26 protein-coding genes are annotated in these 24,436 nt (G+C 68.8%); 7 read left to right on the top strand and 19 right to left on the bottom strand.

From position 1 onward, the window contains the following. Nucleotides 1-6: 6 nt before the first annotated feature. From nuoE to G7043_RS07435, 6 genes are all read right to left on the bottom strand, one after another. On the bottom strand, nt 7-723 hold the full coding sequence (gene nuoE / locus G7043_RS07410; RefSeq protein ID WP_166044723.1) for an NADH-quinone oxidoreductase subunit NuoE: 717 nt from the start codon (nt 721-723) through the stop codon (nt 7-9). Beyond that, nucleotides 720-2,117, bottom strand: a complete 1,398-nt coding sequence (locus tag G7043_RS07415) for an NADH-quinone oxidoreductase subunit D (protein WP_166044724.1) — start codon at nt 2,115-2,117, stop codon at nt 720-722. Before G7043_RS07415 ends, nuoE begins: the two co-directional genes overlap by 4 nt. After that, entirely contained in the window at nt 2,114-2,857 is a 744-nt protein-coding gene (locus G7043_RS07420) for an NADH-quinone oxidoreductase subunit C (protein WP_313887734.1), read from the bottom strand. The genes G7043_RS07415 and G7043_RS07420 overlap by 4 nt, the downstream gene beginning before the upstream one ends. After that, complete coding sequence (locus G7043_RS07425) at nt 2,854-3,405, bottom strand: NuoB/complex I 20 kDa subunit family protein (protein WP_086666372.1); 552 nt, start codon at nt 3,403-3,405, stop codon at nt 2,854-2,856. The genes G7043_RS07420 and G7043_RS07425 overlap by 4 nt, the downstream gene beginning before the upstream one ends. Nucleotides 3,406-3,412: 7 nt before the next feature. Further along, complete coding sequence (locus G7043_RS07430) at nt 3,413-3,778, bottom strand: NADH-quinone oxidoreductase subunit A (RefSeq protein WP_030478224.1); 366 nt, start codon at nt 3,776-3,778, stop codon at nt 3,413-3,415. 266 nt (nt 3,779-4,044) lie between these two features. Continuing rightward, entirely contained in the window at nt 4,045-5,310 is a 1,266-nt protein-coding gene (locus G7043_RS07435) for a geranylgeranyl reductase family protein (protein WP_166044725.1), read from the bottom strand. Nucleotides 5,311-5,538: 228 nt separating this feature from the next. Between G7043_RS07435 and G7043_RS07440 the strand changes: the two genes are divergently transcribed. Next, nucleotides 5,539-6,501, top strand: a complete 963-nt coding sequence (locus tag G7043_RS07440) for a hypothetical protein (protein WP_166044726.1) — start codon at nt 5,539-5,541, stop codon at nt 6,499-6,501. Nucleotides 6,502-6,570: 69 nt separating this feature from the next. On the opposite strand, the gene G7043_RS07445 is transcribed toward G7043_RS07440, so the two are convergent. The 3 genes from G7043_RS07445 to G7043_RS07455 are packed head-to-tail and all read right to left on the bottom strand — an operon-like array spanning nt 6,571 to nt 9,496. Next, on the bottom strand, nt 6,571-7,293 hold the full coding sequence (locus tag G7043_RS07445; RefSeq protein WP_166044727.1) for a demethylmenaquinone methyltransferase: 723 nt from the start codon (nt 7,291-7,293) through the stop codon (nt 6,571-6,573). A gap of 35 nt (nt 7,294-7,328) precedes the next feature. Beyond that, nucleotides 7,329-8,426 (bottom strand): glycosyltransferase, encoded by a 1,098-nt coding sequence (locus G7043_RS07450; RefSeq protein WP_166044728.1) that lies wholly within the window; start codon nt 8,424-8,426, stop codon nt 7,329-7,331. Then, nucleotides 8,423-9,496 (bottom strand): glycosyltransferase family 4 protein, encoded by a 1,074-nt coding sequence (locus G7043_RS07455; RefSeq protein ID WP_313887735.1) that lies wholly within the window; start codon nt 9,494-9,496, stop codon nt 8,423-8,425. The genes G7043_RS07450 and G7043_RS07455 overlap by 4 nt, the downstream gene beginning before the upstream one ends. 144 nt (nt 9,497-9,640) lie before the next feature. Between G7043_RS07455 and G7043_RS07460 the strand changes: the two genes are divergently transcribed. After that, complete coding sequence (locus G7043_RS07460) at nt 9,641-10,474, top strand: inositol monophosphatase family protein (protein ID WP_166044730.1); 834 nt, start codon at nt 9,641-9,643, stop codon at nt 10,472-10,474. Here the strand turns inward: G7043_RS07460 and G7043_RS07465 are convergent. Genes G7043_RS07465 through G7043_RS07495 form a run of 7 tightly spaced genes read right to left on the bottom strand, consistent with a single transcriptional unit; the run spans nt 10,459 to nt 15,222 of the window. Then, nucleotides 10,459-11,094, bottom strand: a complete 636-nt coding sequence (locus G7043_RS07465) for a hypothetical protein (RefSeq protein WP_166044731.1) — start codon at nt 11,092-11,094, stop codon at nt 10,459-10,461. The genes G7043_RS07460 and G7043_RS07465 overlap by 16 nt on opposite strands. 42 nt (nt 11,095-11,136) lie before the next feature. Further along, on the bottom strand, nt 11,137-12,192 hold the full coding sequence (gene paaE / locus G7043_RS07470) for a 1,2-phenylacetyl-CoA epoxidase subunit PaaE (protein ID WP_166044732.1): 1,056 nt from the start codon (nt 12,190-12,192) through the stop codon (nt 11,137-11,139). Further along, complete coding sequence (gene paaD / locus G7043_RS07475; protein WP_166044733.1) at nt 12,193-12,684, bottom strand: 1,2-phenylacetyl-CoA epoxidase subunit PaaD; 492 nt, start codon at nt 12,682-12,684, stop codon at nt 12,193-12,195. It lies immediately after the preceding gene. Next, nucleotides 12,681-13,565, bottom strand: a complete 885-nt coding sequence (gene paaC / locus G7043_RS07480) for a 1,2-phenylacetyl-CoA epoxidase subunit PaaC (RefSeq protein WP_166044734.1) — start codon at nt 13,563-13,565, stop codon at nt 12,681-12,683. Before paaC ends, paaD begins: the two co-directional genes overlap by 4 nt. Continuing rightward, the gene (gene paaB / locus G7043_RS07485) at nt 13,562-13,846 is read right to left on the bottom strand and encodes a 1,2-phenylacetyl-CoA epoxidase subunit PaaB (RefSeq protein ID WP_053733232.1); all 285 of its coding nucleotides are present in this window, start codon (nt 13,844-13,846) and stop codon (nt 13,562-13,564) included. Before paaB ends, paaC begins: the two co-directional genes overlap by 4 nt. Further along, complete coding sequence (gene paaA / locus G7043_RS07490; RefSeq protein ID WP_166044735.1) at nt 13,843-14,781, bottom strand: 1,2-phenylacetyl-CoA epoxidase subunit PaaA; 939 nt, start codon at nt 14,779-14,781, stop codon at nt 13,843-13,845. Before paaA ends, paaB begins: the two co-directional genes overlap by 4 nt. Nucleotides 14,782-14,790: 9 nt before the next feature. Beyond that, nucleotides 14,791-15,222: a DUF3592 domain-containing protein gene (locus tag G7043_RS07495; RefSeq protein ID WP_313887736.1), complete on the bottom strand. Its 432-nt coding sequence runs from the start codon at nt 15,220-15,222 to the stop codon at nt 14,791-14,793. A 78-nt stretch (nt 15,223-15,300) separates the two neighbouring features. Between G7043_RS07495 and G7043_RS07500 the strand changes: the two genes are divergently transcribed. Further along, a complete protein-coding gene (locus G7043_RS07500; protein ID WP_166044736.1) occupies nt 15,301-16,533 on the top strand; it encodes an isochorismate synthase in 1,233 nt (410 codons plus the stop codon). Between the two features lie 8 nt (nt 16,534-16,541). On the opposite strand, the gene G7043_RS07505 is transcribed toward G7043_RS07500, so the two are convergent. The 3 genes from G7043_RS07505 to menD form a co-directional block, all read right to left on the bottom strand. Then, complete coding sequence (locus tag G7043_RS07505) at nt 16,542-17,084, bottom strand: GrpB family protein (protein WP_166044737.1); 543 nt, start codon at nt 17,082-17,084, stop codon at nt 16,542-16,544. Between the two features lie 116 nt (nt 17,085-17,200). Continuing rightward, on the bottom strand, nt 17,201-18,703 hold the full coding sequence (locus G7043_RS07510; protein ID WP_166044738.1) for a M1 family metallopeptidase: 1,503 nt from the start codon (nt 18,701-18,703) through the stop codon (nt 17,201-17,203). A gap of 55 nt (nt 18,704-18,758) precedes the next feature. Then, nucleotides 18,759-20,330 carry a 2-succinyl-5-enolpyruvyl-6-hydroxy-3-cyclohexene-1-carboxylic-acid synthase gene (gene menD / locus G7043_RS07515; RefSeq protein ID WP_166044739.1) on the bottom strand — a complete coding sequence of 524 codons (1,572 nt, stop codon included), beginning with the start codon at nt 20,328-20,330 and terminating at the stop codon, nt 18,759-18,761. 54 nt (nt 20,331-20,384) lie between these two features. Between menD and G7043_RS07520 the strand changes: the two genes are divergently transcribed. The 4 genes from G7043_RS07520 to G7043_RS07535 all read left to right on the top strand — a co-directional run bounded on the left by G7043_RS07520 (nt 20,385) and on the right by G7043_RS07535 (nt 24,430). Next, nucleotides 20,385-21,302 (top strand): hypothetical protein, encoded by a 918-nt coding sequence (locus G7043_RS07520; protein WP_166044740.1) that lies wholly within the window; start codon nt 20,385-20,387, stop codon nt 21,300-21,302. A gap of 10 nt (nt 21,303-21,312) precedes the next feature. After that, entirely contained in the window at nt 21,313-22,215 is a 903-nt protein-coding gene (locus tag G7043_RS07525; RefSeq protein WP_086666355.1) for a 1,4-dihydroxy-2-naphthoyl-CoA synthase, read from the top strand. A 17-nt stretch (nt 22,216-22,232) separates the two neighbouring features. Then, nucleotides 22,233-23,264 (top strand): o-succinylbenzoate--CoA ligase, encoded by a 1,032-nt coding sequence (gene menE / locus G7043_RS07530; RefSeq protein WP_166044980.1) that lies wholly within the window; start codon nt 22,233-22,235, stop codon nt 23,262-23,264. A gap of 77 nt (nt 23,265-23,341) precedes the next feature. Next, nucleotides 23,342-24,430, top strand: a complete 1,089-nt coding sequence (locus tag G7043_RS07535; RefSeq protein ID WP_166044741.1) for a hypothetical protein — start codon at nt 23,342-23,344, stop codon at nt 24,428-24,430. The last annotated feature ends 6 nt before the right edge of the window (nt 24,431-24,436 follow it).

Consider the following 24,436-nt stretch of genomic DNA (forward strand, 5'->3'; position numbering starts at 1 on the left):
TTCCCCCTACTTCTTTTCCGGCAGGGCGGGGAACTCGGCGTTGGCCGGCATCTTCGGTGCGTCCCAGCCGCGGTCCTTCGCGATCTGGGCGCCCCGGAGCGTCTCCGGCGCCGCCGACGGTCCGTCGAGGTCCGCGTCGCGACCCTCGAAGAAGCCGGCGAGCTGCAGTTCCGCCTGCTTGAAATCGGTGAGCGGGGCGCCGCGCGTGGGGGCGGGCCTGTCCCCCGACTGCAACGCCTTCACGAGGCCCAGCGCCTTGTCCGGCGTCTGGTTGTCGTAGAACTCGTAGTTCACCTGGAGAACCGGGCCGAGGTCGCACGCGGCGAGGCACTCGGCGTGCTCCAGGGTGATCGAGCCCGGCGTGCCCGGCTCGCCCGCGGTCTCCTCGTGGCCCACCCCGAGGTGGTCCTTGAGGGTCTTGTAGATGTCGTCGCCGCCGAGCGCCGCGCACAGCGTGTTCGTGCACACGCTGACCAGGTGCTCACCGCACGGGCGGCGCTTGTACATCGTGTAGAACGTCGCGACCGCGCTGACCTCGGCCTCGCTCAGGTCGAGCTGCCCGGCGCAGAACCGGATGCCCTCCTGGCTCACGTAGCCCTCGACCGACTGCACCAGGTGCAGCATCGGCAGCAGCGCACTGCGGGACTGCGGGTAGCGGGCGATGATCGCCTGCGCGCGGTCCACAGTGGACTGGTCGAAAGTTTGTTCTGGCGCCTGAGTCATCGGTCGCAACCACCCATCACGGGGTCGATCGAGGCGACGGACGCGATGACGTCGGCGACCATGCCGCCCTCGCACATCGCGGGCATCGACTGGAGGTTCACGAAGCTGGGCTCGCGCAGGTGCACGCGCATCGGGCGGGTGCCGCCGTCGGAGACGACGTGGTAGCCCAGCTCACCGCGCGGCGACTCGACCGGCACGTACACCTGGCCGGACGGCACCTTGAAGCCCTCGGTCACCAGCTTGAAGTGGTGGATCAGGGACTCCATCGACTGGCCCATGATCTTGCGGACGTGCTCGAGCGAGTTGCCCATGCCGTCGCTGCCGATCGTGAGCTGCGCGGGCCACGCGATCTTGGCGTCCTCGACCATCACCGGACCGGTCGGCAGGTTCTTCACGACCTGCTTGATGATCTTCAGCGACTGGTGCATCTCCTCGAGACGCAGCAGGTACCGCGCGAAGCAGTCCGCCGCGTTCGAGGTGGGCACGTCGAAGGAGTAGTTCTCGTAGCCGCTGTACGGCTCGATCTTGCGCAGGTCCCAGCCGAGGCCGGCGGAGCGCAGGATCGGGCCGGTGATGCCGAGGGCGAGGCACGCGTCGACGGGCAGGTAGCCCACGCCCGCGAGGCGGTTGCGCCAGATCGGCTGGCCGGTGAGCAGCTTGTCGTAGTCCGGCAGCCGCTTTTCCATGATCTTGACGAACGCGGTGATCTTCTCGACCGCGTCGTCCGGCAGGTCCTGCGCGAGACCGCCCGGCCGGATGAACGCGTGGTTCATGCGCAGACCGGTGAGGTGCTCCAGCAGGTGCAGGGCCTCTTCGCGCTCGCGGAAGCCGGAGGTCATGCCGGTCAGCGCACCGAGCTCCATACCGCCGGTGGCGAGCGCGACGAGGTGCGAGCTGATCCGGTTGATCTCCATCAGCAGCACGCGGATGGCCTGCGCCTTGTCCGGCACCGTGACGCCGAGCAGCTTCTCGACCGACATGCAGTACGCGGCCTCGTGGTGCAGCGGCGCCAGGTAGTCGGTGCGCGTGATGAACGTGACGCCCTGGACCCAGTTGCGGTACTCGAGGTTCTTCTCGATGCCGGTGTGCAGGTAGCCGATGACGCTGCGGGCGTGAGTGACGGTCTCACCCTCCAGCTCCAGCACCAGGCGGAGCACGCCGTGCGTCGAGGGGTGCTGCGGGCCGAGGTTCATGACGATGCGCTCGTCGTGAACGGCGTCCGCGAGCACGTCGTCCCAGTCGCCGCCGGTCACCGTGTAGACGGTGCCCTCGGTGGTCCTGCGGGAGTCCGCGATCTCCGGGGTCTCCGTGCGGGTGTTGACGTCGTCCGTGCTGTCGCTACCGGTCGCGCTGGTGTTCGTCCCGGTGGTGACGTCGGAAAGCCGCTCGGTCATGAGTACGACCGCCTCTGGTCCGGCGGAGGAATCTCCGCGCCCTTGTACTCCACCGGGATGCCGCCCAGCGGGTAGTCCTTGCGCTGGGGGTGCCCGTCCCAGTCGTCCGGCATGAGGATGCGGGTCAGTCCGGGGTGACCGTCGTAGATGATCCCGAACATGTCCCAGGTCTCGCGCTCCTGCCAGTCCGCCGTCGGGTAGACCTCGACGAGGCTCGGCACGTGCGGGTGCTCGACGTCGACCGCGACCTCCAGCCGGATGCGGCGGCGGTACGTCATCGACGTGAGGTGCGTGACCGAGTGCAGGCGCTGCGGCACTTCGGCGCCGTAGTCGACACCGGAGACCGAGCTGCAGAGCTCGAAGCGCAGCGACGGGGTGTCGCGGCAGATGCGCGCGACCTCCAGCAACGTCTCCGGCAGGAGGTAGAAGGTGATCTCGCCGCGGTCGACGGTCACCTGCTGCACCGTGTCGGCGGGCAGGCCCTTGTCGCTGATCGCGGCGAACAGCTCGTCGGCGACCTCGTCGAACCAGCCGCCGTACGGGCGCTCGGACGGAGCGGCCACGTGGGCGGGCAGGCGCAGGCCACCGAAGCCGGACGTGTCACCGGAGCCGGTGACGCCGAAGAGGCCCTTGCGCTCCTTGCCCGCGAAGATCGGTGCCTTGGCTTCTGCGCCGTTGGTCTTTTCGAGGCCCTCTCCAGCGCGGTCGGCGCTGGAGTGCTCTCCCCCTGGCTCGGTCACTTCTTCCTCGCAAAACGCTCGGACGACGGGATGAGATCGGTGCGGTAGCCCGAGTCGGCGAGCGCCTTGGCGCGCACGGCGTTGAGCGGCTCGTCCATGATCTTGGCGTGGATCTTGAGGATCGCGTCCATCAGCATCTCCGGCCGCGGCGGGCAGCCCGGCAGGTACATGTCGACGGGCACGACGTGGTCGACGCCCTGCACCACCGCGTAGTTGTTGAACATGCCGCCAGTGCTGGCGCACACGCCCATGGCCAGCACCCAGCGGGGCTCGGGCATCTGGTCGTAGATCTGCCGCAGCACCGGCGCCATCTTGTTGGTGACGCGGCCCGCGACGATCATCAGGTCCGCCTGGCGCGGTGAGGCCCGGAAGACCTCCATGCCGAAGCGGGCGAGGTCGTAGCGCGGTCCACCCGTCGTCATCATCTCGATGGCGCAGCAGGCCAGGCCGAAGGTGGCAGGCCACAGCGAGGACTTGCGGGTCCAGTTGACCAGCTTCTCGACGCTGACCAGCAGGATGCCGTTCGGGAGCTTCTCCTCGAGACCCATGACTTCCTCAGTTCCAGTCGAGGCCGCCGCGACGCCACACGTAGACGTACGCGAAGCCGACCGTGGCGACGAACAGGACGATCTCCACCAGCCCGAACAGGCCGAGCTTGTCGGCCGCTACGGCGAACGGGTAGAGGAAGACCATTTCGATGTCGAACAAGATGAAGAGCATCGCCGTCAGGTAGTAGGCGACGGGCATGCGCCCACCACCCACGACCGGCTGCGGGCTCGGTTCGATGCCGCACTCGTAGGCGTCGAGCTTCGCCTTGTTGTAGCGGCGGGGTCCGATGTAGGGCGCTGCGGTCACCGAGAACAGGGCGAACGCCCCGGCGAGCGCGAACATCAATACGAGGGGGAGGTAAGGGTCAAGCACGCTCCGTCGTCCTTTCCTCGTGGTCGAGGCGCACCCTAAGGGTGTAGTTCTCCGACTCGTTTGTTAGGCGAACCTAACAAACGCTTGTGAAACAGTTCACAAGCTTGTTCAGACTGTTGTGAAGTGATTCACAAGGTCGCTCGCCAGTGTAGAACGCCTGTAAATGACCTAGATCACAGGGTCTGACCTGGGGCTTTAACTTGCCCGACACATGCGAAACGGCACCGGCTCGTATTGAGCCGGTGCCGTCACCTATTCGGAGTAATTTACGCCGTCGGCGCGAGCTTCGTGGCGGCCACGATCAGGCGGTCCATTGCGTCGCCGTCCTTGGGGTCGTAGAGGCCCGCAAGTAGCTTGAGCACGAGTTTCATCAGGCGCTTTCGCGGCATTCCGTACTTCGTTGCGGTCCGCATGACCGCCGGGTTCCCGATGAGCTTCGAGAAGACGTTCCCGAGCCGGTAGTAACTGCCGAGCGCCTGTTCGATCCGAATCGGGTAGCCGTGCAGCGCGCGTTCACGGTTGACGCCCGTCCGCGCGAGCGCCTGGACGACACTTTCGGACGCGATCTTGGCCGACTCCATGGCGTAGCCGATGCCCTCGCCGTTGAACGGGTTGACCATGCCGCCGGCGTCGCCGACGAGCACGAGGCCCGCCCGGTAGTGCGGCTTGCGGTTGAGGCCCATCGGGAGCGCGGCGCCACCGATGCGGCTCGTCGCGTTCTCCTCGCGGAAGCCCCACTCCTCCGGCGTGCCGTCGAGCCAGCTGCGCAGGAGCTGGCGGTAGTCCGTGGTGCCGTACGCCTTCGACGTGCTCAGGATGCCGAGGCCGACGTTCACGCTGCCGTCGCCCATGCCGAAGATCCAGCCGTAACCGGGCAGCAGCTGGCCGTCCGGCGCCCACAGCTCCAGGTGCGACTCGAGGTAGTCGTCCTTGGTGCGCGGGCTCGCGTAGTACCGGCGGACCGCGACCCCCATCGGCTTCGCGTCGTCCTTCTGCAGGCCGACGCTGAGAGCGAGGCGCGCTGACACGCCGTCGCACGCCACCGTGATCGGGGCCCGGTACGTGACCGGGTTCTTCTCCGGTCCCTGCTTGGCCTCGACGCCGACGACCCGGCCGTTCTCGATGATGGCCTTGGTGACCGTGGTGTTCTCGTGCATGCGCGCGCCGGCCGCTTTCGCGGTGTTCGCGAGCATCTCGTCGAAGTCCATGCGCGGACGCACCACGCCGTAGTTGGGGAACGTGGCCAGGTCAGGCCAGTCCAGCTCCATCGTGACGCCGCCGCCGACGACCCGCAGCCCCTTGTTGTGCAGCCAGCCGTTGTCCTCGCGGGTGTCGATGCCGAGGTCGATCAGCTGCTTCACGCCGCGGGGCGTGAGGCCGTCACCGCAGACCTTCTCCCGGGGGAAGGAGCTCTTCTCGAGGAGGAGGACGTCGAGGCCCGCCCTGGCCAGGTAGGTCGCCGCGGTCGAGCCCGCCGGTCCCGCCCCCACCACGATGACGTCGGCGTCCTCGTTGATCCCGCGCCTGCTCATCCAGACTCCCTACGTGTACCCGTCACAGCTCACAGCTCTGCTCGCGACTCTAACCGCCCCACCCTGAGACCCGGCCCGCCAGCCGCGCCCTCCGTTTCGGGAACGCGGGGGCCCCGCGTTCCCCACGAGGAAACGCGGGACTCCCGCGTGACTTCAAAGATCGCTAGTTGTCCACATGTCGATCATGAGGTGGTTGCCGACGGCTGTCCGATGCCCATGATTGGCTGAATGAGCAAATGGGCGGCAGCTGACTACGGACGCCTGGCAGATCTGTTCGAGGACGGGGTGGCAGCCCGCCGCGAACTGCTGAAACTTGGGCTGACAGGCAAGGCGATGGCACTCAAGTGCCGGCCTGGCGGTGGTTGGACACGAATGTTCCTCGGCGTCTATCTGCTGACAGGCGGAACTCCCGACCGAAGACAGCTCGTCAGAGGTGCGTTGTTGCGAGCCGGCCCGCTCACGTACCTGACCGGCTTCGAGGCAGCTCGGAGGCACGGCGTGCGACGGCTTCCGGAAGACCATCGCATCCACGTCCTAGTACCTCACGGCCGAGGTCTCGCAAGCCAAGGCCCTCTTCTTGTCGAACGGTCGAACCGGCCATGGACAGGCAGCTTGATCGACGGCTTTCCCATCGTCGATCTCGCTCGCGCACTCATCGACGCCGCACGACGTGAGAGTCGCTTCGATGTGGTGCGAGCGATGATCGCGGATGCCGTTCAACGACAACTCTGCTCACCGACGGCGCTCGCGATGGAGCTCAGAAACCTCCACCTTGGCGGCACCGCCCTGCCCAGAGCCGTGCTGGACGAGGTATCGGACGGCGTCCGTTCCGCAGCTGAAGCGTGGGCACGATCGCTGGTCAGCCGATCATCCCTGCCGACGCCTCAGCGAAACGTGCTCATCCGCTCTGCACGTGGACAGCAGCTCGCGATCGTGGACGGTTGGTGGGACGAAGTCGGGTTAGCCTGGCAGATCGACTCCAAGGAGTTCCACCTGTCTCCCGCTGACTACGCCCACACGATGGCACAGCATTCAGCCCTGTTGGCGCACGGCGTGATGACCGTGCACACCGTTCCATCACGGCTTAGAGCCGATCCGAACAGCGTTCTCAAGGAGCTGCTGGGCGCATACCGCACCGCCGCCACACGTCCGCGTCCCAATGTCACAGCAACGTTGTGGCGGCCGGTTTGATGGAAACACGAGGGCCCCGCGTTCCCGTCAGGGGAACGCGGGGGCCCCGCGTTCCCATCGAGCGGGGGGTCAGGCGGTCGGGTCTGCGGGCTCTTCCGGCGCGGGCTTCGGCTTGGTCGCTCGGTGCAGGGCCACCATGCCGCCGGTCAGGTTGAACCAGGCCACGTCCTCCCAGCCCGCCTGCGAGATGAGCTCGCCCAGCGCCCGCTGGTCCGGCCAGGTGGCCATGGACTCGGCCAGGTAGGAGTAAGCGACCGGGTTCGAGGACACGAACTTCGCGATCAACGGCAGCAGTTTGAGCAGGTAGCGCATGTAGACGACGCGGAACGGCGTCCAGACCGGGGTGGAGACCTCGCAGATCACCATGCGGCCGCCCGGTTTCGTGACGCGGGCCATTTCCCGCAGGGCGACGACGGTGTCGTTGAAGTTGCGGATGCCGAAGGACACCGTGACGGCGTCGAACGAGTTGTCCTTGAAGGGCAGGCGCAGAGCGTCGGCGGCCACCTTCGGGACGCGGCGGTGGGCGCCCGAGGCGAGCATGCCCACGGAGAAGTCGGCGGCCACGCACCAGGCGCCGGAGGCGGCGTACTCGACGGTGGACACCGCGGTGCCGGCGGCGAGGTCGAGGACCTTCTCGCCGGGGCGGGCGTCGAGCACGCGGCGGCTCCACTCCCGCCAGCGGCGGTCGAAGCCCAGCGTCATGACCGAGTTCGTGCGGTCGTAGCCCTTGGCCACGCCGTCGAACATCTCGGCGACCTCGCGCGGGTTCTTGTCCAAGCCGGCTCGCGACATGCCAAGAGACTAAGTCAGGGCCGCTGAGATCATCTTCAGGGCACCTTCAGAGCCGTCAGCATGCCGTCCACCGCGGCGTGCCACGGGTACTCCTCGGCGCGGGCTCTGGCGGCCTCGCGGGAACCCGATTCCAGGAGACGTCGAGCGGCCGACGCGAAGGCCGACGCGTGGTCGTCGACGGCCGCGCCGCAGGAGGGTTGGACGATCTCCTTCAGCGCGCTGCTCTGGCTCACGACGACCGGGGTGCCGCTGGCGAGAGCTTCGAGGGCGGCCAGACCGAACGTCTCGTGCGGGCCGGGCGCCAGCGACAGGTCGGCCGAGGCCAGGAGCGAGGCGACGTCCATCCGGGACTTCACGAAGCCGAGGAACGTCACCGGCAGGCCTGCCGCGCGCTTCTCCAGGGCCGCGCGGCGCGGGCCGTCACCGGCGATCACCAGACGGGCGGAGTGGCCCTGCTCGTGCAGTTCGGCCAGCGTGTCGACCGAGCGTTCGACGTGCTTCTCCGGCGACAGGCGTCCACAGTGGATGAGCAGGTTCTCCTTTCCCTGCAACAGGTCTCGCCTCAGGTCGACGGAGTGGCGGCGAGGGGTGAACGTCGCCAGGTCGACACCCAGCGGCACCTGGCAGACGTTGCGGGCGCCGATGCGGTCGAACTCCTCGCGCGCGAACGCCGTCGTGCACACCACCGTGTCGTAGGAGGCGGCCATGCGGCCGTTGGCCCAGTCTGCGCCACGCACGGCCGGGCCCTCGGGCAGCACGAACTGCAGCAGGCGGTCGAGGCGTTCGTGCGAGATCACGACGTTCGGGATGCCGCGCTCGGTCGCCCACGCGCCCATGCCGCGCAACGTGAGCCGGTCGGAGACTTCGAGCCGGTCGGGCTTCAGGTGCTCCATCAGCGACTTCACCCGCCACGGGTCCACGACGCGGTAGCCGCCGGTGTACGGGATCTTCACCGCGGGCAGCGTGATGCGCCGGACACCGCCGGGCAGCACCTCGTCCGCGCGGCGATCACCCGGCACGACCAGCACCACCTCGTGGCCCGCCTGCACGTAGCCGGTGCCCAGGTGGTGCAGCGCCGTGCGGAGTCCGCCCGACTTGGGTCCGTAGAAGTTGGCTAGCTGAACGATCCTCAAGCGGCCGCCTGGTGAGTTAGTCCGGTCACCGCAGCGTAGTGGCCCATCAGCTCGTCGCAGATCGCAGGCCAGGTGCGGGAGAGCACCGACTTGCGGGCGGCGAGACCGAACCGCTTGCGCCGCAGCGGGTCGCGCAGGAGTTCGACGTACTGCGCGATGTCGTTCTCGAAGAGGTACCCGGTCCGGCCGTGGTTCACCAGGTCGCGCGGGCCGCCCGCGTTCGGCGCGAGCACGGGCAGGCCGGACGCGAGCGCCTCCTGCACGGCCTGGCAGAACGTCTCGTGCGGTCCGGTGTGGATGAAGACGTCCAATGAGGCGTAGGCCTCGGCGAGCTCCTGTCCGGCGCGGAAGCCGAGGAACTCGGCGCGCGGCAGGTCGCGCTCCAACTGTGCGCGGTCGGGACCGTCGCCCACGATCCGCAGCCGCACGCCCGGAATGTCGTGCAGCTCACGCAGCCGGTGCACCTGCTTCTCCGGCGCGAGGCGTCCGACGTAGCCCACGGTGAGCTCGTCGTTGTGCCTCGGGCGCGGGTGGAACAGGTCGATGTCGACACCGCGGCCCCACCGGTGCACGCGCGGCACACCGTGCAGCTCCAACGCCTCGACGGCCGAACTCGACGGCGCGAGCGTGCGGTCGGACAGTGTGTGGAGGCGTTTGGTCCACCGCCACGCGGCTCGCTTGGTGAGCCCGAGGCCGTAGCTGCCGGCGAACCCGGCGACGTCGGTCTGGTAGACGGCGACGGTCGGCACGTCGATCTTGCGCGCGGCCCGGAGACCGTACGCACCCAGCACGAACGGCGAGGCGAGGTGCACGACGTCCGGCTGGAAGTCAGCCAGCGCGTGCAGCACTCTCGGGCTCGGCACCCCGATGGGCAGGCTCGTCACCATGGGCACGTCGACGGCGGAAACTCTGACGACGGGGGTGCCGTGGTGGGAGTCCGCTCCGGCACCTGGCGCGACGACCATCGCCTGATGGCCGTTGCGGCGCAGGTGCTCCAGGACGCGGAGCACGGAGTTGGAGACCCCGTTCACCTGGGGCAGGAAGCTCTCGGTCACGATCGCTACGCGCACAGACACACCTTGTAGGGCGGGTGTGAAGTCCGCGTGACGCGAAATTTGACGCGGTCAGAACACCTCACGTCGTGGCCAGGTGATCGTCGTTTCGTCATCTTCGATTGGGTTGCCGGTCACTCGACGCGGTGAAACTAGGCCAGCATGACCGTCTTGTCGTCCCGCCCCGCGCACCCAGTCGACCCCGGACTGGTGTCCATCGCGCTGGAAGTGGCTGGTCGCCTGGCGAACGACGCCTCCGACGTCATCATGGCCACCGCCGGCCGCGGCGTCCGTCCCGACTCCGACGAGTCGCCGTTCGACTGGGTCACCGACACCGACCGCACCCTGGAACGACACACCCGCCGCGTGCTCACGGCCGAGTTCCCGTCGATCCCCGTGTTCTGTGAAAACTCCAACGTGGACGTTCCCGGCGACTCCGAGTTCCGCTGGGTGGTGGACCCGGTCGACGGGACCGCGAACTACACCGCGGGCATGCCGTGGTGCGCCTACAGCCTTGCCCTGGTGGACCGCTGGGGTCCCGTGGTCGGTGTGGTCGCCGACCCGTACCGCTCGCAGATCTACGCCGCCGCACGCGGCCGTGGCATGCGTGCGAACGGCACGCCCGTGCGTCTGACCGAACGCCAGGGTGATTCTTTGGTGGTGTGCACGGAGATGACCCGAACGGGTCCGTGGCCAGGAATGGGTGAATTCATCTCCACAGCCGCGATCGCAGGCACGGGCGTGCGTGTCCTGGGCTCGAAATGCCTTGCCGTGGCACAGGTGGCGTTGGGTCACGTCGCCGCCGCGGTACTGCATGGCTATCACGAGTGGGACGTCGCCGGTGCGGTGTCACTGGCCGTGGAGTCCGGTGCGGTCGTGCTGGATCGACGCGGTGAGGGTGCCCAACTGCCCGTGGACGGTCTGCTGGTGGCCGCTCCCGACGCGGCCGACGAGGTGCTGGGCTGGTGGCAGTCCGCGCTTCAGGCCGACAGCTGAGGAAGCTGCTTCTCCAGCACTTCGAGATGGATGCGCGCCTCGTCTAGTTCCGGGTGGTCGAACATCTGCAACGCGACCCGGCCGACCTCGTTCTCGAACTGCTGGAAGTCGTGCGCCGCCTTGAGCAACCGCTGGTACACCGGGTGCTGCCGGTCGACCGCACCGAGCGCCCTGCCCAGCTGCGCGATGCCGCGCACGTCGTCGAGCTCCTTGGTCAGCTGCTCGCTGATCCGCTGCAGCCAGTCCTTGGCCGCCGACTTCGGCACGGTCTGAACCGCGGCCGCGACCCTTCGCGTGGACTCCGCACAGCGTTCGACCAGCTCGGACCACATGTCGTAGGGCTGCTGCGGCATCGGCAGGTACGCGGGCCGGGGCTGGCCGGGACGCTGCTGGCCGGGACGCTGGATCGAGCGGCGGATGAAGCCGACGCCGATGCCGACCACGGCTCCCGGCACGCCACCGAAGGCCAGAGCGATGGCGGCGATCGCGATGACCGTGATGAAGACCGGGGACGGCGGCCGGTCGCTCGGGACGGTCAGGTCGATGATCGTCGTGAGGACGCCCATGAGCAGGGTGCCGACTGCGGCACCCCAGAGCGCTGAACGGACGACAACCCCCATGGCCGTGATCGTGCCACGTTCACCGCTCGTTCGTCGGGAAACTCAGGCGTCGAAGTCGACCGTCACGCACTCGCTGGTCGGCAACGCCTGGCAGGTCAGCACGAACCCCGCCGCCACCTCGGACTCGTCCAGCGCGTAGTTCCGGCGCATCTCGACGGACCCCTCGGTCACCAACGCCCGGCACGTGCCGCACACCCCGCCCTTGCAGGCGAACGGCAGGTCGGCGCGAACCCGTTGCGCCGCATCGAGGATCGGCTCGTCGGCGGGCAGCGGCAAGGTCGTCGACTTGCCGTCCAGCACCACGGTCACGGACGCGGCGGCGTCCACCACGGCCTCGGCCCGGCGCGGAGGGGGCGGTGGTTCGTCGACGTAGAAGAGTTCGTGGTGCACTCGTTCGGCCGGCACGCCGCGATCACGCAGCACGGCCGTGGCGTCCTGGACCATCTCGTACGGGCCGCACAGCCACCACTCGTCGATGGCGTCGAACGGCACGATGCTGCCGAACAGCGCGGTCAGCTTTTCGGCGTTCAGGCGGCCGGTGAACAGCTCCACGTCGCGGGGTTCGCGGGACAGCACGTGGACGAGTTGGAAGGTGGCCGGGTAGCGGTCCTTCAGGTCGGCCAGTTCGTCGGCGAACATCACCGTGTTGGTGCTGCGGTTGCCGTACAGCAGGGTCACGCGGGCGCCGGTGGCGAGGACGGTCGCGGCGATCGACAGGGCCGGGGTGATGCCCGAGCCGGCGACCACCAGGCCGTGGTGGGTGCCGGTGCCGGTGGGCGTGAACTTGCCCAGCGGCGGCAGGACTTCGACGACGTCACCCGCGACGAGCCGGTCCACCAGCCACGTCGAGAACTGGCCGCCGTCGACGCGGCGCACGCCGATGCGCGGGGAGGCTCCGGCGGGAGCGCAGATCGAGTACGAGCGGCGTTCGTCGCCCTGGCGCAGGGTCAGGTACTGGCCCGCGGCGAAGGCGAAGTCCTCGGACAGGTCAGAAGGCACGTCGAAGGTGACGGCCACGGCGTCGTCGCAGAGGCGGTCGACGCGGGCGACCGTCAGCTTGTGGAAGGCGGCCCCCCGCTTCCCGTTTTTGGGCGACAACTAGATCTCCTTGACGTGCTCGAAGGGCTCGGAGCAGGCGTTGCAGCGGCGCAGGGCCTTGCACGCGGTCGAGCCGAACCGGGAAATCTCCGAGGTGTTGAGCGAGCCGCACTGCGGGCAGGCGACCTGTCGTGACGGCGGCACGAGGTTCAGCGGAACGGGTCCGACGGCGACAGGTCCTACGCGGGACGGTGGTGCGATGCCCGCTTCAGCCAGCTTCGTGCGGCCTTCGTCGCTGATCCAGTCCGTCGTCCAGGCAGGTGAGAGCGACAGGCGCACCTCGACTTCCGCGAAACCCGCGGAGATCAACGAACGGCGCAGGTCGGCGCCCATCTCGTCGATCGCAGGACAGCCCGAGTAGGTCGGGGTGATGGTGACGACCACGCGACCGTCCTGTTCGGACACCTCGCGGAGCACGCCGAGGTCCGCCAGCGTGAGGACCGGGAGTTCCGGGTCCCGCACGGCCGACGCGATCTCGAGTGCGGTGGTCACCAGACCGCTCCGGGCAGCGAGCGGTGCAGGTGCTGCATCTCGGCGAGCAGGTAGCCCATGGCCTCGGTGTGCACGCCGTCGCGGCCGGCCATGCCCGCGACCCGCGCGGCACGAGTGTCCGCGGGACGCGTGAGGCCGGCGGCGTTGAGAACCGCCTCCAGCACACCGTCCACTTCGGACCGCAGGGACGCGGGGTCGACCGCGACGCCGGCGAGACGGGTTTCGACGGGGTGTGTCGCGAACAGCTCGTCCACGAACGGCCACACGCGGGCCAGGCCGGCCTGCATGCGGCGGTGCGACTCGTCGGTGCCGTCGCCGAGCCGGACGGTCCACTGGGCGGCGTGGTCGCGGTGGTAGGCCAGCTCCTTCAGGCCCTTCTCGGCGATGGCGGCCAGCACCGGGTCGGCCGAGCCGCGCAGGCGCGAGAACAGGGCCAGGCGCCACGACGAGAACACCAGCAGGCGCGCGATGGTCGTGCCGAAGTCGCCGCCGGGGCCCGGTCCGCAGTCGATCTCGGCCAGGTGCACGTTGCGGAACTCGCGTTCGTCGCGCAGGTAGGCCAGCTGGTCCTCATCGCGATCCAGCACCTCGCCGGCGCGCGTCAGCAGCATCCGGGCCTGGCCGAGCAGGTCCAGGGCGATGTTGGCGAGCGCGATGTCCTCTTCGAGCTCCGGAGCGCGCGAGCACCACTCCGAGAGGCGCTGCGAGAAGATCAACGCGTCGTCGCCGAGCATCAGGCAGTAGGCGGCCAGAGCCTCGCGGTCGACGCCGGGCGGGAACTCGCGGTTCACGCCGGACAGGGCCTCCGAGAAACCCGTCCCGAACGCCCAGTGCGCGTCCTCGTGGCCCAGCAACGACTCGTACGCGTTATCGAAGCTCATAGGTGCGGCACGTCCTCGGGAATCGCGTAGAACGTCGGGTGCCGGTAGACCTTGTCCCCGGACGGCGCGAAGAACGGGTCCTTCTCGTCCGGCGACGAAGCCGTGATCGCGGTCGCGGGCACGACCCAGATGGAGACGCCCTCGTTGCGGCGCGTGTAGACGTCACGGGCGTTGCGCAGAGCCATCTCCGCGTCCGGTGCGTGCAGCGAACCGACGTGCACGTGGTTCAGGCCGCGCTTGCCCCGCACGAACACTTCCCACAGCGGCCAAGACGTGCTCACGCGGCACCTTCCTTCTGTGCGTGCTTCTGCGCGTGGGCGACGGCGGCCTCGCGGACCCACGAACCGTCCTCGTGCGCCTTGCGCCGGTGCGCGATGCGCTGCTCGTTGCAGACGCCGCCACCCTTGACGACCTGCCAGAACTCGTCCCAGTCCGGCGAGCCGAAGTCGTACTGGCCCCGCTCCTCGTTCCACTTGAGCTCGGGGTCCGGGAACGTCACGCCGAGCGCCTCGGCCTGGGGCATGCTCATGTTCACGAACTTCTGCCGCAGCTCGTCGTTGGTGTCGCGCTTGATCCGCCACGCCATCGACTGCTCGGTGTTCGTCGACTCGGAGTCCGGCGGGCCGAACATCATCAGCGCCGGCCACCACCAGCGGTTCACCGAGTCCTGCACCATGTCGCGCTGCTGCTGGGTGCCGCGCATCATCGTCATGAGCAGCTCGTAGCCCTGACGCTGGTGGAACGACTCTTCCTTGCAGATGCGGATCATGGCGCGCGCGTACGGCCCGTAGGACGTGCGGCACAGCGGCACCTGGTTGCAGATCGCGGCGCCGTCGACGAGCCAGCCGATCACGCCGACGTCGGCGAACGTCAGCGTCGGGTAGTTGAAGATCGAGGAGTACTTCTGGCGGCCCTCGATGAGCTTGGTCGTCAGGTCCTCGCGGTCGGCGCCGAGCGTCTCGGTCGCCGAGTACAGGTACAGGCCGTGCCCGGCCTCGTCCTGCACCTTCGCCAGCAGGATCGCCTTGCGCCGCAGCGACGGCGCGCGGGAGATCCAGTTGCCCTCCGGCTGCATGCCGATGATCTCGGAGTGCGCGTGCTGGGCGATCTGCCTGATCAGGGTCTTGCGGTAGCCGTCGGGCATCCAGTCGCGCGGCTCGATGCGCGATTCGGCCTGCACGGTGCGCTCGAAGCGCAGCTCCAGGTCATCCGCCATGCACCGATGTTACACCTGAGTGCCGAATCTGCGTAGAACTGTCACAACGGCGGCGATGACGAGCCAGACCGCGACCAGGAACGTCCCGACGGGAAGCAGGCTGAGCACCGCCGTCCGGCCCGCGACGCGCGTCAGTTCGGGGTTCGTCTGGTCGTACTCGACCCGCACGTTGTCGCCGACCTTCAGCCCCGCCGGGTACAGCACGCCCTGCGACGGGATGATCACGCGACCGTCTGGTGTGGCGTAGCGCACAACCGTCCGGTTGAAGGCCACGGAGTCGACCTGCGCGACCGCCTGCCCCACGTTGCGTTCGATGGCCATGTCGTCCCGCCAGCACGCGATCGGCAACAGCACGCACACGAGCGTGACCACACCACCGACGACGAGCAACGTTCTGCTGACCGCACGGCGGACGCGCACACCGAGCGGCGACTTGGTCACTGCGTCCTCCACCACAACTGAGAAGTCTAGAGCCGGGCGGATGCCGCGCTTTCAGGTTGAGGTCCATACAGTCGAGACGTGACCTCAGCACCGACATCGCGCACACGGCAGCGAATCCGCGTCCGCTCGAAGCGGGACACCGCCGGTGACCTGCTCGGACTGCTGCCAGCCCCGGAGCACGCGCTCGCCTGGGTGCGCGACGGGTCAGGTCTCGTCGGCTGGGGGGAAGCCGCACGGCTGGAGGTCAGCGGCCCGGACCGGTTCGCACAGGCCGACAAGTGGTGGCGTGAGTTCGTGTCACAGCTCGACGTCGACGACGAGCTGGGCGTGCCGGGCAGCGGTCCCGTCGCGTTCGTGTCGATGGCCTTCGCCGACGAGCCGGGCGACTCGGTGCTGATCGTTCCCGAGGTCGTCGTCGGCCGTCGCAACGGCGAGCAGTGGGTCACCACCATCGGCGCCTCGGACCCGAACCCCTTGGTCGCGCCGCTGTCGCGGCCCACGACGGTCCGGTACGCGAACGGGCAGCTGCCGGTCACGCAGTACCGCGAGGCCGTGCGGTCCGCTGTCGCCCGAATGCGCGCCGGCGAGCTGGACAAGGTCGTCCTGGCTCACGACCTGGTCGCGTTGACCGATCGACGGCTCGACCAGCGGTTCGTGCTGCAGGGGCTGGCCCGCCGCTATCCGGAGTGCTGGGCGTACGCCGTTGACGGGCTCGTGGGCGCCACGCCTGAGCTGCTGCTGCGACGGACCGGGTCTGTCGTGGACTCACGCGTGCTGGCCGGGACCACCTGGCCGCACGACGGTGTGTCCGATGAGGAGCTCGCGGCGGCGTTGATGTCGTCGGAGAAGAACCTCGAAGAGCACGACTACGCGATCACCTCTCTCGCGGAGACGCTCCGGCCGTACTGCACCACCATGTCGGTCGAGGGACCTTCGGTGCTGCGGCTGCCGAACGTGTCACACCTGTCCAGCGATGTGATCGGTGAGCTCGGCGAGCCCACCTCTTTGTTGCGTCTCGGGGAGGCGGTGCATCCGACGGCGGCGGTCGGAGGCACGCCCAGGCTGGACGCGACCACGTTGATCGCGCAGCTGGAGGGGATGGACCGCGGGCGTTATGCCGGCCCGGTCGGGTGGATCGACGGCAACGGCGACGGGGAACTCGGCATCGCGCTGCGGTGTGCGCAGATCTCCGGTTCGACCGCGCGGTTGTTCGCCGGGTGCGGGCTCGTCGCGGACTCGGATCCGGACATCGAGGTGCAGGAGGCGCACGCGAAGATGCGCCCGATGCGCGAGGCCCTCGAAGGGCTCTAAGCCGCCACTCATTTGACGGTCCTGGCGAGCACGTTCGCCACGAACGCCGCCTTGCCCTCCGTGTACGCCTCACGGTCGTGTCCGCTGTCTTGGGACAGCTGACGTTTCAGGTCCTCGTATCGCCGCGCCAACTCGGCGTCGCCGCGGAGGGCGTCGCGGAACCTGATCTGGTCGCTCCACCGCTCGTGGCCGGCCTGGATCAGGTGGAGGTGTGCTTCGCGACGCTGTCCGGTGGGGTCTGGTTTGACGAAGAAGCGGCGCCAGGGCCGGCCGTCGAGGGTCGGCGGCACGTAGGACCAGCCGTCTGCCGCCAGGCGGGCCCCTGCCGCTGCGGCGTCCAGATCGGTCACCGGGGCGGCCAGGTCCACGATCGGTTTGGCGGCGAGGCCGGGGACGGCGGTGGAACCGACGTGCTCGATTGCGTCGGCCAGCCACGGGGCGAGCAGCCGGGTCAGGTTCTCGCGCTCGGTCTGTGCGCGGACGGCCCATTGCGGGTCGTGCGGGCGAATCTCTGCACGTTCGTACGCCCACGCGGGCGCGTTTTCGCTCATCGATCCCGCCCGTCTTCGGCTTGGAAGAACGCTGACGCAGGGGTACCCCCGAGCTGGGAACCCCTGCGTCACAACGTACTCAGCAGGTCTGACAGTCAGTCGCGGTCAGCACCGGCTCACTTGTGCGCGTCCAGCAGTTCATGCGTCAGCTGGATCTTGGCGCGCGACTTCGGCTCGGCCTTCACCGAGAGGGTCTTCGCGGCCGCGTCCGCGGGCCGCCCAGGTGCCTCCGCCGGCTTGCCCTTGGTGAAGAGCCACGTCTGGAACAGCTGGTCGAGCTGCTGACCCGACACCCGCTCCGCCAGCGCGATGAACTCCTCGACGGTGGCGTCCGAGTACTTCTTCTCGGCGAGCCAGGTCTTCAGGATCTCGAAGAACTTCTCGTCGCCCACGGCCACGCGCAGGGCGTGCACGGCCAGGGCGCCGCGGTCGTAGACGGCGCCGTCGAACACGGCACCGGCACCGGGGTCGCCGGGCAGGACGTTCCAGAACTCGCTGTCGGCCGGGTAGAGGTCGTAGGTGAAGTCGGAGTTCTCCTGCGCCGTGCCCTCACCGACGTGCTCGGACCAGAGGAACTCCATGTAGGAGGCGAAGCCCTCGTTCAGCCAGATGTCGCGCCAGCCGTGGACCGACACCGAGTCGCCGAACCACTGGTGGCCCAGTTCGTGCGCGACCACGTAGGTGTTGGCGCCGCGGCGGAAGAACGCCGTGTCGTAGGTCGGGCGGGTCTGGTTCTCCAGCGCGTAACCGAGATCGGGGGTGACGACGCCGCCCTGTGCCTCGAACGGGTACGGGCCGAGGTTCTCCACGAGGAAGTCGACGATCTCGGGCGTGCGCTCGATGCTCGCCTTGGCGGCGTCGGCGTTGTCGCCGAGGCGCTCGGAGTACGCGTTGACGTACGGCTGGCCCGACGGCGTGGTCGACTGGCGGACCTCGAACTGGCCGATCGTCAAGAACGTCAGGTAGGTCGCCTGCGGCTTGGTGCTGCGCCAGTTCCAGCGCGTGTAGCCGTTGATCTGACGGGTCTGCCCGACGAAGGTGCCGTTCGAGATCGCCTCGACGCCGTTCGGGACGGCGACGTTGACGTCGAAGGTGGCTTTGTCGGTCGGGTGGTCGTTGGACGGGTACCACCAGGAGGAGATCTCCGGCTCACCGATGGCCAGGGCGCCGTCGACGGTCTTCGTCCACGCCGTGAAACCGTTGCGGTCCTTCACGGTGGACGGCGAGTCGGCGTAGGTCACGACGATCGTCAGGTTCTGGCCCTTGCGGACGCCACCGCGCGGGGTGAGGACGAGTTCGCCGTCGTCAGAGACGAACGAAGCCGGCACGTTGTTGATCCGGACCGACTTCACCTTGAGCAGGAAGTCCAGGTTGAACTGCGTGAGGTCCTCGGTGGCCTTGGCGAGGATCGTCGTGGTGCCCGAGAGCTGGTCGCCGTTCGGGTTGTAGTTGAGCCTGATGTCGTAGTGGGAGACGTCGTATCCACCGTTGCCGTACGTCGGGAAGTACGAGTCGCCTGCACCGGGTGCACCCGGAGACGCCGCCAGCGCCGTCCCCGCAAAAAGCGTCATCGCGGCCGAGGCCGCGATCGCGGCCGTCGCCTTGGATCTGATCGACATGCGCGCGACGCTATCCACACTTTTACGGGATCAACCACCGACTTACGTATGTTTCCTATCTGCTGAAAACGTTTGACACAGCAGCCTTGAGACGTTGGTGCAACCCGCGCAGTTCGGCGCGTTTTGCCTGCACTTCGACCACTCGGAGGCCCTTCGGGTGCGCAAGTGCGCTACGGAACTCCTCCTGGTCGTCCACTTTGGAGTGCGGAATTCGGTAGCCCGCGCACAAAGCGGTCAGATCCGTCCCGTGCGGCGTGCCGAAAATCCGCTCGAAGCTTTGGTCGTACTCCGGCGCCCCTTGTTCCAGCAATGAAAAGATCCCACCTCCGTCGTCGTTGAGCACGACGATCGTGAGGTCCGGCCGGTGGTCGGCCAGCAAACCGTTGCTGTCGTGCAGGAAGGTGAGGTCGCCCATCAGCGCGTATGCGGGACCTTGATGGCTCACGGCCAGACCGACGGCCGTGGACACGCTGCCGTCGATGCCCGCGGCACCCCGGTTCGCGTGCACGGTGACGTCCGCACGGCGCTCGCCCACGTGGTCGACGTCGCGGATCGGATTGGACGAACCGACGAACAGCAGAGCGCCCGACGGCATCGCCTGGGTGAGGTCGCGGGCCACGTGCAGGCCGGTCGGCCACGGTTCGGCGTCCAGCAGATCGTCGACTGCCGCGCTGACGTTCTTCACCGCGCTCTGCCACGCCTGCAGCCACTCCCCGTCGTGCTCGGCGGGTTCGGGCAGCCAGGTCGACGCGCGCGTCGCGGTGAACTGCACGTCCGGCCACTGCGCCTGATCACCGACGGCGTGCACGGTCCGGGTGTCCTTCAAGAGCGCCTGCTGGCCTCTCGACAGCGTCACGCGACCCACGACGAGCACCGCGTCCGGCCGCAGGTGCTCCGGCAGGCCCGCGTTGAGCAGCAACGACCCGTGGCGCAGGCCACCGGGCGCGGTCGGCTCGGCGATCACCGGCCAGCCGAGCTCCGACGCCCTGCGGAGACGTTCCGGACGGTCGTCGCCGAGCAGCACGAGCGTGCGGGCGGGCAGCTCCGACGGGCGGGTTTCGACGGTGAACGTGCGTTCCGTCTCCGTCCAAGGGCCGCGGTCCGACGTGGGCCACGCGTCGTCGGAGGGCGTGAGCGGCGGGCGGAACGGCACGTTGACGTGTGACGGGCCGTCAGTCGCGATGGCACGGCAGATCAACGAACGGGTGACGGGCTCATCGGCGCCCTCCGGCAGGTGCAGCGTCGCGATGCCGAGGACGTCGTGCTGGTTGATCGTCTGGCTGGCGCCGGTGCGGTAGAGGTCGACCGGGCGGTCGGCGGTCAGCGCGATCAGCGGAACGCCGGTCAGCTCCGCCTCGACCACGGCGGGGTGCAGGTTCACCACCGCGGTGCCGCTCGTGCAGGTGACGACCGCGGGCGTGCCCGTCTTGGCGAGGCCGAGCGCGAGGAACCCCGCGCTGCGCTCGTCGATCCGCACGTGCAGCGTGAGCAGGCCTTTCTGCTCGGCCTGGTGCAGCGCGAACGACAACGGGGCGTTGCGCGAACCAGGGCACAGCACGACGTGACGCACACCGTTGCGCACCAGTTCGTCGACGATCACCCTCGCCTGCGCAGTAGACCCGTTCATCCCTCGATTGTCTCAGTGGGCCTCGCTACGCTGCTGAGAACCGGGGGGTGGGGAATGAGCGAAGAGCCTGAACCGCGCAACGAGGTCAGCGGCCAGGTCTCAGGAAACGCTTGGCAGATAGGCCACGTGCACGGTGACCTCAACCACACGGTGAACAACGCGCCGCCTCGGCCGGAAGAGCCGGAGCTGGACATCTGGCTCGTGCTCGCGGGTGTGCTCGCCGTCGCGAGCGGTATCGCCATGATCATCAGCACGTTCAACCACGGGATCGCGACGCCTCGGCTCGTCGGCGTGGGCGTGGTGCTCGACGTGCGTTCGTATTCGGTCGATCACGGCGCCCTGACCGGACCGGCCTGGGTCGCGGCCTGCGCGCTCGGGGTCTGGCAGGTGTGGACCGCGCTGGACCTGTTCTCCCGCAAGAAACAGCTGCGTCAGCGTGATCGGCACCCCGCCCAGATCGCCCTGTGGCTGTCGTACGTCCCGATCCACCTGGCGCTCGGCGCGCCGGCTCCGTGGATCTGGTTCTGCCTCGTCGCGACCGCCGCGGCGGTGATCTGCGTGGTGCGCCGTCCCCAGGCGCCGCGTCCCGGCAGACGGCTGATCGCCGCGGTCGTCGGAGTCATCGCGTTCGTCACGTGGTTTCTGCCGGAGGTACGTGGCCTCTGGAGCGACGAGGCCGACGCCTCGGTGCTGGGCGCACTCGCGGGCACCCTGCTGCTGCTCGTGATCGTCGCGGTGCCGGTGCACGCGGTGCTGACCGCTCCCGCGGTGAACGCCGGTCGCACGTTGCGCAGCTGGTCGGTCTGTCTTCTCCTGAAGCTCGCGATCACGTGGGTGGTCGTGATGCAGTGGCACGTGCACCTCCCGGACGGCGTGAACGTGTTCTCGTCGTTCCTGCCGACCATCGGAGTCGTCGCCGTGCTGCTCGCGTCGTCGAGCATCCGGGAGCGGGTCTCAGCGCCGGGCGCCTAGAGTCTCCGGCGTGGCAGATCAGGAGCTCTTCGACCCGTCGCTGTGGAAGCCGATTGAGGGCTTCGACTTCACCGACATCACCTATCACCGCGCGCTCGACCAGGGCACGGTCCGCATCGCGTTCAACCGGCCCGAGGTCCGCAACGCGTTCCGGCCGCACACCGTGGACGAGCTGTACCGGGCGCTCGACCACGCGCGGATGTCGTCCGACGTCGGATGCGTCCTGATCACCGGCAACGGTCCGTCGCCGCGCGACGGCGGCTGGGCCTTCTGCAGTGGCGGTGACCAGCGGATTCGCGGGCGCAGCGGCTACCAGTACGCCTCCGGCGAGACCGCGGACACGGTGGACCCGGCGCGTGCGGGGCGGCTGCATATCCTGGAGTGCCAGCGGCTGATCAGGTTCATGCCGAAGGTCGTCATCGCGGTCGTGCCCGGCTGGGCCGCGGGTGGCGGGCACAGCCTGCACGTCGTGTGCGACCTGACGATCGCGAGCGAGGAGCACGCGAAGTTCAAGCAGACCGACGCGGACGTCGGCTCGTTCGACGGCGGCTACGGGTCGGCCTACCTCGCCCGGCAGGTCGGGCAGAAGTTCGCGCGCGAGATCTTCTTCCTCGGCCGCACGTACTCCGCCGAGGAGATGCACAAGATGGGCGCCGTCAACGCCGTCGTGCCGCACGCCGAGCTGGAGACCACGGCGCTGGAGTGGGCGCGCGAGATCAACGGCAAGTCGCCGACCGCGCAGCGAATGCTCAAGTACGCGTTCAACCTGATCGATGACGGTCTGGTGGGACAACAGCTGTTCGCCGGTGAGACGACCCGGCTCGCGTACATGACCGACGAGGCCGTCGAGGGCCGCGACGCCTTCCTGGAGAAGCGCGACCCCGACTGGTCGAACTACCCGTACTACTTCTGACCGTTGCCAAGGTGATCATGCTCGACGAACTGCGCACCGCGCTGGGCGGCGGAGACACCCTGGTCGACGGCCCGCTCGACGGCTGGGAGAAGCGGGCCGTGCTCGGCGTGCCCACCTCCGGGTCGACGGGCGAGCCGAAGATCGTGCTGCTGGACGCCGACGCGCTGACGACGTCCGCCGAAGCCACGCACGAACGGCTCGGCGGACCCGGCACGTGGCTGCTGGCGTTGCCCACGAACCACATCGCCGGGATCCAGGTGCTGGTGCGGTCGATCATCGCCGGCACCACGCCCGGTGTCCTCGACATGTCGAAGGGGTTCCGCGCGATGGGCTTCGCACAGGCCGCCCGGCCGGTGCTGGTGCAGCCGGGACGCCACTACACCGCGCTGGTGCCGACGCAGCTGTCCCGGCTCGTCGTGGGCGAGGGACCGGGGCTGGAGGCGCTGCGGCAGTTCGACGGCGTGCTGATCGGCGGGGCCGCCACCCCGCCGAAGCTGTTGCAACAGGCGCGCGCGCTCGGCGTTCAGGTCGTCACGACGTACGGCATGAGCGAGACGGCCGGTGGGTGTGTGTACGACGGTGAGCCGTTGCGAGGCGTCCAAGTGCGCACCGACGACGTCATCGAGATCAGCGGACCGGTGCTGGCGCTCGGGTATCGCGGCAGCGCCGAACCGTTCGGCGAGTGGTTCCGCACCGGTGATCTCGGCCGGATGCGCGACGGGCGGCTGGAGGTCCTCGGACGCGCGGACGACGTGATCGTCACCGGTGGCGAGAAGGTGCCTCCGGTGCTGGTGGAGAGGGCTCTGGCGACCGTTGAGGGCGTGCTGGAGGCCTGCGTCGTCGGCGTGCCGGACGACGAGTGGGGCCAGGTCGTGGCGGCGGCGGTCGTCGCGCGCGGTGGGTCGCCGTCCGTGGAGGATCTGCGTGCCGTGGTGATCGAGGCCGTGGGTCGCTCGGCGGCGCCCAAGCTGGTGCGGTTCGTGTCCGAGCTGCCGTTGCGCGGGCCGGGCAAAGTCGACAGGACAGCAGTCGCCAACTTCTTTAGGTGAACCTTTACCGCTGAGGACGACTCTCCCCTCGAAGCGCGCGGACCCTAGCCGCGCGCGTTAGCGATGGGGGTTTTCTCATGCGCTACCTGTTACCGCTGGTCGTCGGCTCCGCGTTGGTGGTCGGACTGGCGTCCCCTGCCCAGGCAGCCGGCAACGAGTGGACCGCGGACGTCAGCGGCCACGCCGTCACGTGGGGCGGCTCCCCGCGCACGGGCCTGATCGAGCTCGGCTCGCACAGACTGGCCCAGCCCGCCAACACGGTCACGGCGGCGGTGACCGGCGATGGTGTGGTCGACGTGCGCGGTCTGCGTCCGGACGGTCAGTGGACCGAGTGGCTGGAGGCGCCGGCCACGTTGCCGGTGACCACGTCCACCGTGCAGACGCGGGTGGTTTTGAGCAGTGGCAAGGCTTCGCGGGTGAAGCTGACGGCGTCTCAGGCGCCGGCCGCGTCGGAAGACGTTTCCATTGCGGCTGCTGGACGTGCGTACCGCGTCTACGCGACGCGTGAGGGACTGGTCGGCGGCACGACTGCGAACGGTCACACGATCCGTTCACGCGACCACTTCGTTGCGCTGCCCTCGCGGCGTGGCCTGGCGCCCAACAACTCCGGCAGCTACAGCGTGCAGGTGTGCGCGTCGAACGGCCGTTGCGAGTGGGCGCCGGTGTGGGACGTCGGCCCCTGGAACACCAAGGACGACTACTGGAACCCGTCCTCGACGCGTGAGATGTGGAAGGACCTGCCGCAGGGCAAGCCCGAGGCGCAGGCCGCGTACGAGGACGGCTACAACGGCGGCAAGGACCAGTTCGGCCGCAAGCCCGCGAACCCGGCCGGCATCGACCTGGCCGACGGCGTGTTCTGGGACGGCCTGAAGCTGACCACCAACTCGTGGGTGACCGTGACGTACCTGTGGACCGGCTCCGGTCCTGTCGGGACGGTCCGCACGTCGGCCGCGAACGGCACCGTGAACGTGCGCAGCGGCGCGAACTCGTCGACGTCGCAGGTGGGCCTGGCCGCGAACCACGCCCAGGTCCGGGTCACCTGCCAGCTGACCGGTGAGTCGGTGTCGGGCACCCAGGGCACGTCGAACATCTGGTACCGCATCGCGTCCGGCAAGCACATCGCCAAGGCGTACGTGGCCGGTGTGTCCGGCGCGACTAGCTGCTGATACACC

Source organism: Lentzea alba (genome assembly GCF_011067745.1).
Lineage (GTDB): Bacteria > Actinomycetota > Actinomycetes > Mycobacteriales > Pseudonocardiaceae > Lentzea > Lentzea alba.